General features: G+C 65.8%; 11 protein-coding genes. 9 read left to right on the plus strand and 2 right to left on the minus strand.

Annotated features, from left to right (window positions below; translation table 11 throughout):
* Positions 1 to 25: 25 nt before the first annotated feature.
* Genes hisD through priA form a run of 7 tightly spaced genes read left to right on the plus strand, consistent with a single transcriptional unit; the run spans position 26 to position 4,804 of the window.
* On the plus strand, positions 26 to 1,291 hold the full coding sequence (gene hisD, locus A3E1_RS0116680; RefSeq protein WP_020521934.1) for a histidinol dehydrogenase: 1,266 nt from the start codon (positions 26 to 28) through the stop codon (positions 1,289 to 1,291).
* Complete coding sequence (locus A3E1_RS0116685) at positions 1,288 to 2,343, plus strand: histidinol-phosphate transaminase (RefSeq protein WP_020521935.1); 1,056 nt, start codon at positions 1,288 to 1,290, stop codon at positions 2,341 to 2,343. The genes hisD and A3E1_RS0116685 overlap by 4 nt, the downstream gene beginning before the upstream one ends.
* Positions 2,340 to 2,942: an imidazoleglycerol-phosphate dehydratase HisB gene (gene hisB / locus A3E1_RS0116690; RefSeq protein WP_020521936.1), complete on the plus strand. Its 603-nt coding sequence runs from the start codon at positions 2,340 to 2,342 to the stop codon at positions 2,940 to 2,942. Before A3E1_RS0116685 ends, hisB begins: the two co-directional genes overlap by 4 nt.
* Positions 2,939 to 3,139, plus strand: a complete 201-nt coding sequence (locus A3E1_RS0116695) for a hypothetical protein (RefSeq protein ID WP_020521937.1) — start codon at positions 2,939 to 2,941, stop codon at positions 3,137 to 3,139. Before hisB ends, A3E1_RS0116695 begins: the two co-directional genes overlap by 4 nt.
* Complete coding sequence (gene hisH / locus A3E1_RS0116700; protein WP_020521938.1) at positions 3,136 to 3,759, plus strand: imidazole glycerol phosphate synthase subunit HisH; 624 nt, start codon at positions 3,136 to 3,138, stop codon at positions 3,757 to 3,759. Before A3E1_RS0116695 ends, hisH begins: the two co-directional genes overlap by 4 nt.
* 10 nt (positions 3,760 to 3,769) lie before the next feature.
* Positions 3,770 to 4,081: a hypothetical protein gene (locus tag A3E1_RS0116705; RefSeq protein ID WP_020521939.1), complete on the plus strand. Its 312-nt coding sequence runs from the start codon at positions 3,770 to 3,772 to the stop codon at positions 4,079 to 4,081.
* Between the two features lie 3 nt (positions 4,082 to 4,084).
* Positions 4,085 to 4,804, plus strand: a complete 720-nt coding sequence (gene priA, locus A3E1_RS0116710; protein ID WP_020521940.1) for a bifunctional 1-(5-phosphoribosyl)-5-((5-phosphoribosylamino)methylideneamino)imidazole-4-carboxamide isomerase/phosphoribosylanthranilate isomerase PriA — start codon at positions 4,085 to 4,087, stop codon at positions 4,802 to 4,804.
* Here the strand turns inward: priA and A3E1_RS0116715 are convergent.
* Positions 4,801 to 6,195, minus strand: coding sequence for a hypothetical protein (locus A3E1_RS0116715; RefSeq protein WP_157631562.1), 1,395 nt, complete (start codon positions 6,193 to 6,195; stop codon positions 4,801 to 4,803). The two genes, priA and A3E1_RS0116715, sit on opposite strands and share 4 nt — an antisense overlap.
* A 46-nt stretch (positions 6,196 to 6,241) precedes the next feature.
* Here A3E1_RS0116715 and A3E1_RS0116720 point away from each other — a divergent pair, with 46 nt between their 5' ends.
* A complete protein-coding gene (locus A3E1_RS0116720) occupies positions 6,242 to 7,174 on the plus strand; it encodes a ribose-phosphate diphosphokinase (RefSeq protein WP_026208515.1) in 933 nt (310 codons plus the stop codon).
* On the opposite strand, the gene A3E1_RS0116725 is transcribed toward A3E1_RS0116720, so the two are convergent.
* Entirely contained in the window at positions 7,152 to 8,051 is a 900-nt protein-coding gene (locus A3E1_RS0116725) for a LysR family transcriptional regulator (protein ID WP_020521943.1), read from the minus strand. The genes A3E1_RS0116720 and A3E1_RS0116725 overlap by 23 nt on opposite strands.
* A gap of 72 nt (positions 8,052 to 8,123) precedes the next feature.
* Here A3E1_RS0116725 and A3E1_RS40650 point away from each other — a divergent pair.
* The coding region (locus A3E1_RS40650; RefSeq protein WP_020521944.1) for an EamA family transporter at positions 8,124 to 9,170 on the plus strand (1,047 nt) is incomplete at its 3' end.

Consider the following 9,170-nt stretch of genomic DNA (forward strand, 5'->3'; position numbering starts at 1 on the left):
CGCCGCGCCCCGAAAGGCGGATAGGGTGCTGAGCCGGATTGATCTGCGGGATTCCGCGACCGACCCCCGGAAGGTGCTGCCACGTGCGCAGCTCGATGTTTCCGAGGCGGTGGAGAGCATCCGCCCGGTGGTGGAGGCGGTCCGGCATCATGGCACCCCCGCGGTGATCGAGGCCACGCAACGCTTCGATGGCGTCACGCTGACCAAGCTTCGGGTATCGCCCTCCGGCGCCACGCTGGAGCCTGAGGTCAAAGCCGCGCTCCTGGAGGCGATCAAGCGCGTCCGCAAGGTGCACGAGGACCAGCGGCGCCACGATGTCACGACCCAGGTCGTGCCGGGCGGGACGGTCACGGAACGCTGGATCCCAGTCAACCGGGTGGGGCTTTACGTTCCGGGTGGCCTGGCCATGTACCCATCGACGGTCATCATGAACGTCGTCCCGGCCCAGATCGCCGGGGTCAAGGAGCTCGTGGTCTGCAGCCCGCCGCAGAAGGAGACCGGGCTGCCCGACGAGCGGGTGCTCGCCGTGTGCGCTCTGCTTGGCGTCACCGAGGTTTACGCCGTGGGCGGCGCTCAGGCGATCGCGATGATGGCCTATGGCACTGACGAATGCGCACCGGTCGACATGATCACCGGGCCGGGCAACGTCTGGGTGACCGCCGCCAAACGCCTGGTGCGTGGCGTGGTAGGCATCGATGCCGAAGCGGGTCCGACCGAGATCGCCATCCTCGCCGACGACACGGCCGATCCCCGTCACGTCGCCGCCGACCTCATCAGCCAGGCCGAGCACGACCCGCTGGCGGCCAGCGTGCTCATCACCGACTCCGAGGACCTCGCCGATCAGGTGGACAAAGCCATTGCGGCGCAAGAGGTTAAGCACGCGGAACGGATTCACGCGGCGCTGAACGGGCCGCAGTCAGGTGTCGTCCTGGTGTCCAATATGGAGCAAGGTCTCGAGGTGGCTAACGCCTACGCGGCCGAGCACCTGGAGATCCAGACGCGCGACGCCCGGGCGCTCGCCATGCGGGTTACCAACGCTGGGGCCATTTTCGTCGGTGCCTACTCGCCCGTCTCGCTCGGTGACTACTGCGCTGGGTCCAACCACGTGCTGCCGACCGGCGGCTGTGCCAGGCACTCCAGCGGTCTTTCCGTGCAGACGTTCCTGCGCGGAGTACACATCGTCGACTACACCGAAGAGGCTTTGCGCGAGGTCGCGCCACACGTCGTGACACTGTCCACAGTGGAGGATCTGCCCGCGCACGGTCAGGCCGTCTCCGTGAGGTTCTCATGAGTTCCTACTTACGAGACGATCTGCAAGGGCTGTCGGCCTACGGGGCACCACAGCTCGACGTGCCGGTTCGCTTGAATACCAACGAAAATTCCTATGGTGTACCAGATGAGCTCGCCACCGCGATCGAAAGAGCGCTGTCAGCTGAGATCAGAGGACTGAACCGTTATCCCGACCGCGACGCGGTGGAGCTAAGGGACGCCCTCGCGGCCTACCTCGGCGTGCGCACGGAACAGGTCTGGGCGGCCAACGGGTCAAATGAGGTGCAGCAGCAACTGTTGCAGGCGTTCGCCGGGCCGGGCCGCACAGCGCTCGGCTTCGTTCCTTCCTACTCAATGCATCCCTTGCTCGCCCTGGGCACCGCGACCCCGTGGGCTGACGGTGGCCGCCTGCCCGACTTCACGCTCTCGGCTGAGCATGTGGTGGAGCAGATCCGAAAGCACCAGCCAGCGATCACGTTCCTGTGCTCGCCGAACAATCCGACCGGCACAGCGCTTCCGCTCGACGTGGTCGAAGCCGCGTTGCAGGAGCAGCAGGGGCTGATCGTCGTCGACGAGGCATACGCGGAGTTCCGAAGGCCCGAGACGCCAAGCGCCCTGTCGTTACTGGACGCCTACCCGCACCTGATCGTCACCCGGACGATGAGCAAGGCGTTCGCGTTCGCCGGAGCACGGCTCGGCTACCTGGCCGCCGACGCGTCGATTGTGGACGATATCCAGCTAGTGCGGCTGCCTTACCACTTGTCCGCGCTGACCCAGGCTGCCGCCCGGGCCGCGCTGGCTCATAGCGACCTGCTCCTCGGGACTGTCAACACGATCAAAGAGCAACGCGACCGGATCGTCACGTCGCTGCGCGCCGCCGGTTTCACGGTGGCTGACTCTGACGCCAACTTCGTCTTGTTCGGGGAGTTCGCCGACCAGAAACTGGCTTGGCAGGCACTCTTGGATCAGGGTGTACTCGTGCGGGACGTTGGGCTCACCGGCTGGCTGCGCGTCACCGCTGGCACTCCCGACGAAACGACGGCTTTCCTAGAGGCTATGGAGAAACTCCGATGAGGCAAGGCAGCGTTGAGCGGGTCACCAAGGAGACCTCGGTCAAGGTCTCGATCGACCTGGACGGCACGGGGCAGGCTGACATCAGCACCGGCATCGGCTTCTTCGACCACATGCTGCACCAGATCGCCCGGCACGGCGGGTTTGACCTGACCGTCCACACCGAAGGCGACCTGGAGATCGACGCGCATCACACGATGGAAGACACCGCTCTCGCGCTCGGTGAGGCCTTCGCCAGGGCGCTCGGCGACAAGAGCGGCATCCGGCGCTACGGAGACGCGGTCATCCCGATGGACGAGGTGCTCGTGCAAGCGGCGGTCGACCTGTCCGGCCGGCCCTACATCGTGCACGAGGAGCCGCTCGATCTCGCGCCCTACATCGGGCCGGTCTACCCCACGAGCATGACGCGGCACATCTTCGAGTCGTTCGGTCAGATGGCCCGCATCACCTTGCACGTCAACGTGTTGCGCGCGTCCCGCCCCGGCCAGCGCCCCGACGCGCACCACGTCGTCGAGGGCCAGTTCAAAGCGGTCGCCCGTGCGCTACGGGACGCGGTCGCCATTACCGGCGGCGGCATCCCCTCTACCAAGGGCGTCCTATGAGGACACCCACCTTCCCCGCGCCCACCTTCCCGGCGATCACTTTCCCCGCGTCCGCCTTTCCCGCGGCCGGCTTGTCTGCGGCCGGCTTGTCTGCGGCCGCTTTGGGCTCGGCCGGTTTCCCCGCGCAAACCTTCGCCGCGCTCACGTTCCACGCGGCCGCGTCGGCAGGCGAAGCGCCGCAAGGCGGTTCGGCATGAAGCGGGTAGTCGTGCTCGACTATGGGTCGGGCAACCTGCGCTCGGCGGAGCGGGCGCTGGCCGCAGCCGGGGCGGACGTGACGGTGACGCCCGATCTCGAAGCGGCAGCACAGGCGGACGGTCTCGTCGTTCCTGGCGTGGGCGCGTTCGCGGCGTGCATGGCTGGGATTGAGGCGGCTCAGGCCGGGCCGGTGATAGCGGACCGAGTGCACGCTGGAAGACCGGTTTTGGGAATTTGTGTTGGTGCTCAAGTGATGTTCGATTCCGGGGACGAGCACGGCATTGTCACCAAAGGACTCGGCTTGCTGCCGGGGAGTGTGACGAAGCTGGCCGCCAAGCGTGTGCCGCACATGGGCTGGAATCTGCTCGACGCGCCGGCCGGGTCGGTGCTCTTCGAGGGAATCGACGCTGACGCGCGGGCCTATTTCGTGCATTCCTATGCGGTGACACCGAATGGCGACCTCGATGGCGTCGCGCTCGTCACCACCTCGACACACGAGAGCGCGACTTTTGTGGCTGCCGCCGAGCGCGGATCGCTTGCGGTGACCCAGTTTCACCCGGAGAAGTCGGGTGCCGTTGGTGCCCGGCTGCTGAGCAATTGGGTACGCGGCCTTGGCTAAGACGCGAGCCGTGAAGCGGGCCCAGCGTGAGCTGGAAGCGCGCAAGGCACAGGAGCTGGAAGCGAGGAGGGCGGCCCGGCGCAAGCAGCGGCATGCCTTGTGGCGCAAGGTTTCGTTCTATGAGGCGAGGCAGCGCAGCAGTGGCAAGCTGGCGCGCCGCAGCCGTGGTGAGCGTGTGTTCATCGCCGTGCTTGGCCTGGCGCTGCTTACGATCGTCTGGTATTTCACGCAGTCGGTCGCGCTGGCCATTGCCTTGACGTGCCTGGTGCTGTTGTTCCTTCCGGTGCTGGTGATCCTGATTTTCGACAAGAGGAGTGCGTAAGAGATGGCTCTCGACCTGCTGCCCGCGGTGGACGTGGCCGGTGGCCAGGCGGTCCGCCTGGTGCAAGGTGACGCCGCGCGACAGACCGTCTATGGCGATCCGCTCGCCGCGGCGATGGACTTTCAGGCGGCGGGGGCGCAGTGGATCCATCTCGTTGACCTCGACGCCGCCTTTGGCCGGGGTTCCAACGCGGCTCTGCTCGCCGACGTCGTTTCCAAACTGGACGTCAAGGTGGAGCTGTCGGGCGGCATTCGCGACGACGCTTCGCTTGTCGCCGCGCTTGCCACGGGTGCCGCGCGCGTGAACATCGGCACAGCCGCCCTGGAGAATCCTGAGTGGTGTGACCGGATCGTCGGCGAATACGGTGACCGGGTCGCGATCGGGCTCGATGTCCGGGGCCGCACGCTCAGTGCCCGCGGCTGGACCCGTGACGGCGGCGATCTCTACGAAGTGCTTGAGCGGCTTAACAAAGCGGGCTGTGCGCGTTACGTCGTGACCGACATCAACAAAGACGGCACGATGCAGGGCCCCAACCTGGATCTGCTGCGCGACGTCTGTGCCGCGACTGACGCACCGGTGATCGCCAGCGGGGGAGTGTCCACGTTGGACGATCTGCGCGCGCTCGCCGGGCTCCAGTCGATCGGTGTCGAGGGTGTCATCACCGGCAAGGCCATCTACGCCGGGGCGTTCACGGTTCAGGAAGCGCTCGAAGCGGTCCGTTAGTTTCCCGCTGTAGCAACGGTTCTGGCGGATCCGGGAACACCCGGCACCTGCCCGGACCGTTGCCACGTCCCGTCCCCGTACCGGATCGTGTGCCAGACCGAGCCGTCAACGGAAACAAACGTGACGTGCAGATCGCTGCTGACATTGGCGGTGGAGATGGCGGCCGCTGGCCCCATGTAGCCGTTGACAAGCTGCATATCGCCCGCGCCCACCCAGGAACCGTCGCCTCGCCGCACGATGTGGAACTGACGGCGTCCGCCATCGGTCGCCAAGACGAGTTGCATGAGACCACCCGTCGCGGCACTGGAGACGTCGGAGGGCACGCCAATGTGGTTGCCGTTGCCCAGTTGGTTCAGCACATCGCCGAATCCGCTCCAGGCACCGCTGTGCTCACGGGTGGCGTGCAGCAACCGTCCGCCCGCGAGCACGTTGAGGTGCAGGACATCGCCGGATCCGGCGACGGCGACACGGTGAACATCGTTGCGCGGCAAGACATGGGTCCAGCCGAGCCAGTTCCCGTCGTTGCTGCGCGCGGTGTGAAACACTCCCGCGTCAGTGACGGCGACGAAGTGAACGTCGACGCCTACGGCCGTTGCTGAGCCGTACCGGAATCCGGGAAGTTCCCCGATCTGACCGAAAAGGTCACCCCACCCCGCGTCGCCCGCCGCGTGCAACAGCCGTCCGTTGGCCGCGCCGAACTTGTGCGGCACTCCTCGTGCGACGGCCGCCGCTAGTGCCGCGGCGCCCATGTTGTTGAACGGGCTCCACGAGCCATCGACCCGTCGCGTGCCATGAACGCCGCCACCGCCGGTGTTCAACAGCACGTGCAAAGGCAAAGGCATTTGTGGGTACCAGATATCTGGCTTGGGATGCGTGGTGTACCACGTCGTTTCTCGCCGGGCGCCGGGCCACGAGAAGGAGAAGTGCACATGGTTGGTGTGGCACTGACTCGCCGAACTTGTTGCCGTGCAAGGAGTATAGTCCACCCAGTAGTGCTCACGCCCCTCTGAGAAGCTGATGTAGCGCCGGTTCCACACTATGTAGGCGAGCCCGAGGCGGCGTGCCATCTCGTTGTCGTTGGAGGTGAGCCAGCTGAGCACGCTTTGTGCGCGGGCACTGTCAAACGGATCGCCCGCGTTGACGCGCCAGTCCCAGGCGCGGCCTTCTTCGTGCTCATAACCTGAGCACGCGAAGATTCCCCAGTTTCCCCCGCCGACACGGCTAAGGATCATGTCGCGGAACTCGACGGCTCCCGGCTGCTCCACAAAGTTATCGTTGCCGCAGTTGACGACGTTCTTGCGGACGTAAGGCTGGTAGCCATCCACCGGTGGCAACGCCCCTGCCGCCGTGAGCACCACCCCAACACCCAGCCACCCCAGCATCTTCGCCACCCGCACGAAGATCAAACGATTCCGGCGCCTTGTAGACTTCGGCAATGTGCGTGACATCGCGGTTTTCAGTGGAAGTGCCCATCCCGAATTAGCCGAAGAGATCTGTGCTCACCTCGACATTCCGTTGCAGCCGACGAAGGTTCAGCGCTTCGCCAACGACTGCCTTGAAGTGCAACTTCAGGCGAATTGCCGTGAGCGTGATGTCTTCCTCATCCAGCCGCTCGTCAAACCCGTGCAGGAGAATCTTGTCGAGTTGCTGCTGATGCTCGACGCGGCGCGCGGAGCGTCCGCCGCGCGCACGACGGTCGTTATGCCGCACTACTCCTATGCCCGCTCAGATAAGAAGGACGCGCCCCGCATTTCGATGGGTGGCCGTCTCGTCGCCGATCTGCTCGCCACGGCTGGTGCCAAGCGGGTGCTGGCGATGACCCTCCACTCACCACAGATCCACGGTTTCTTCAGTGTGCCGGTCGACCATCTGCACGCGTTGCGGGAGCTGGCCGCGCACTTCCGGCAATACGATCTCAGTAACACGACGGTGGTCTCGCCCGATCTTGGCAACGCGAAGGAAGCCGCCGCGTTCGCCCGCCTCCTCGGCGTTCAGGTCGCGGCGGGAGCCAAGCAGCGCTTCCCCGATGACCGGGTCGTCATCAGTTCCGTCATTGGTGACATAGCGGGCCGCGACATCATCGTGCTCGATGACGAAATCGCCAAGGGCAGCACGGTGATTGAACTTCTCGACCGGTTGCGCGAACTCAACGCACGGTCAGTCCGGATCGCCTGCACGCATGGGTTGTTCGCCGACGGGGCGCTGGAACGCCTGGCAGCCGCGCCAGACGTGCTCGAAATCGTCAGTACGAACACGGTTCCCCAGGTGCCCTCGCCCAAGCTCAAGGTGCTCTCGATCGGGCCGGCCCTCGCCGAAGCTATCCGCCGCATCCACAATGGAGAATCGGTCAGCGCCCTCTTTGATGCGTAGCCCACGCCTGACGCATGGCGTCAACCGTGGTCATCACCGCTGGGCGGGCCTCCGACGAGGTCCGCCACACCACCATCACGCGCCGTTTCGGGATCGGCCGCACCGGCACGGCGACGCAACCTTGTGGAAGCCCGTTGCGCGCCAGCCTCGGGATGAGAGCCACGCCGAGCCCGGCCGCGATGAGCGTCAGCTGCGTCTCGAACTCACCGACGAGGTAGTCGGCTTCAAGGCCCGGCAACACCCGCATCAGCCAGTCATGGCAGATCGTGCCGGGCGGGGAGGCGATCCAGCGCTCGTCGCGCACGTGCTCCAGCGTCACGCGTTCGGCCTTGGCCAGCGCGTGATCCGACGGCACGATCAGGTCGGCGGTGTCGATGCCAAGCTCCACATAGGACAGTCCGGCAGGAAGAGCCAGGCTAACCTCGGGCCAGTCATCCACGACCGCCACATCCGCTTCACCGCGATTCAGGGCACTCATCGCCTCGTACGGGTTCAGCTCCAGCAACGATGTCGCCAACGCGGGATGGCTCTCGTGCAAGCTCACCAAAGCCGCGGGCAACAGTGCCCGGCAACCCGTGGCGAACGTCGCGATCGTGACCCGTCCGCCGACCACGGCATGATGCGCGGCGAGCGCGGCCTCCGCTCGCTCGACTTCCTGAAACACGGTGACAGCGCTCGCCGCGAGCAAGCGCCCGGCATCCGTGAGCCGCAGACCACGGCCGTCCTTTTCGCACAGGACCGTTCCGGTTTCGCGCTCCAGCTTGGCCAGCTGCTGTGAGATAGCCGACGGCGTGCAATGCAGCGCGATGGCGGCCGCATGCACCGTGCCACATTTAGCCAGCGCATCGAGTGCACGCAGACGGTTCAGATCCAGCATGAAGCAATCCTAAACGAAGGCTTCAGAAACATTTGCTAGTGCTAAACCATTTGCTGGTACCAGGCTGAACTCATGAGACCGCGGGACATAGCCCTGGCCGTCGTCGTTGCCGCCGTTTGGGGCTGCAACTTCGTCGCCATCGAGACGGGCCTCGATCGCATGCCCCCGTTGCTGTTCTCAACCCTGCGCTTCGCCGTGGCCGCCCTCCCGGCGATCTTCTTCGTCGGCAAACCACAGGTGCCCTGGCGGTGGGTGATTAGCATCGGCCTTGTTCTCGGCGTCGTGAAGTTCAGCCTTCTATTCGGCGGGATGGCCGCTGGCATGCCGGCGGGCCTATCTTCCCTCGTGCTGCAAAGCCAGGCCATCTTCACGGTCGGTTTCGCCTTCTTGTTTCTGACGGAACGCCCCCGATTCGTTCAGCTCGCCGGACTCGCCGTCGCCGCGATCGGCATCCTGCTCGTGGCCGTCCGCTTCGGCGCTTCCGGCCCCCTTGGCGCCTTCCTGCTCGTGATCGGAGCAGCGGCAGCCTGGGGAGTGTCCAATGTGGCCATGCGCAAGGCCGCCCCGCCCGACATGCTGCGCTTCATGGTCTGGGTCTCCGCCGTGGCGACCCTTCCGCTCGCTGTCCTCTCGTTCACTTTCGAAGGCGTCCCTTCCTTCACTGTCGATCTGCCGCTCGTGGCCTCAATCGGTTACATCGCTTGGGTTTCCACCCTCGCCGGCTTCGCCCTCTGGGGCATTCTCATCCGCCGCAACGGAGCCGCCGCCGTCGCTCCCTTCTCCATGCTCGTCCCGTTCTTCGGCATGACCTCCGCCGCCCTCTTCCTCGGCGAGCCCCTCCACCCCACCGACCTCATCGCCGCCCTCCTCGTCATCGGCGGCGTCCTCACCCCTTCCTTCCTCACCCCTTCCGTCCGCACCCCTTCCGTCCGCACCCCTTCCGTCCGCACCCCTTCCGTCCGCACCCCTTCCGTCCGCACCCCTTCCGTCCGCACCCCTTCCGTCCGCATCCCTTCCGTCCGCACCCCTTCCGTCCGCACCCCTTCCGTCCGCACCCCTTCCGTCCCCACCCCTTCCGTCACCGCCCCATCCGTCCGCACGCTTGAGTCCCACTCCACC

It is taken from the genome of Catelliglobosispora koreensis DSM 44566 (assembly GCF_000379685.1).
Classification (GTDB): Bacteria; Actinomycetota; Actinomycetes; order Mycobacteriales; family Micromonosporaceae; genus Catelliglobosispora; species Catelliglobosispora koreensis.

Coding starts and splice junctions, on each gene's coding strand:
- A3E1_RS0116685 (WP_020521935.1), top strand. CDS start 1,288: ATGAGTTCCTACTTACGAGACGATCTGCAAGGGCTGTCGGCCTACGGG.
- hisB (WP_020521936.1), top strand. CDS start 2,340: ATGAGGCAAGGCAGCGTTGAGCGGGTCACCAAGGAGACCTCGGTCAAG.
- A3E1_RS0116695 (WP_020521937.1), top strand. CDS start 2,939: ATGAGGACACCCACCTTCCCCGCGCCCACCTTCCCGGCGATCACTTTC.
- hisH (WP_020521938.1), top strand. CDS start 3,136: ATGAAGCGGGTAGTCGTGCTCGACTATGGGTCGGGCAACCTGCGCTCG.
- priA (WP_020521940.1), top strand. CDS start 4,085: ATGGCTCTCGACCTGCTGCCCGCGGTGGACGTGGCCGGTGGCCAGGCG.
- A3E1_RS0116725 (WP_020521943.1), bottom strand. CDS start 8,051: ATGCTGGATCTGAACCGTCTGCGTGCACTCGATGCGCTGGCTAAATGT.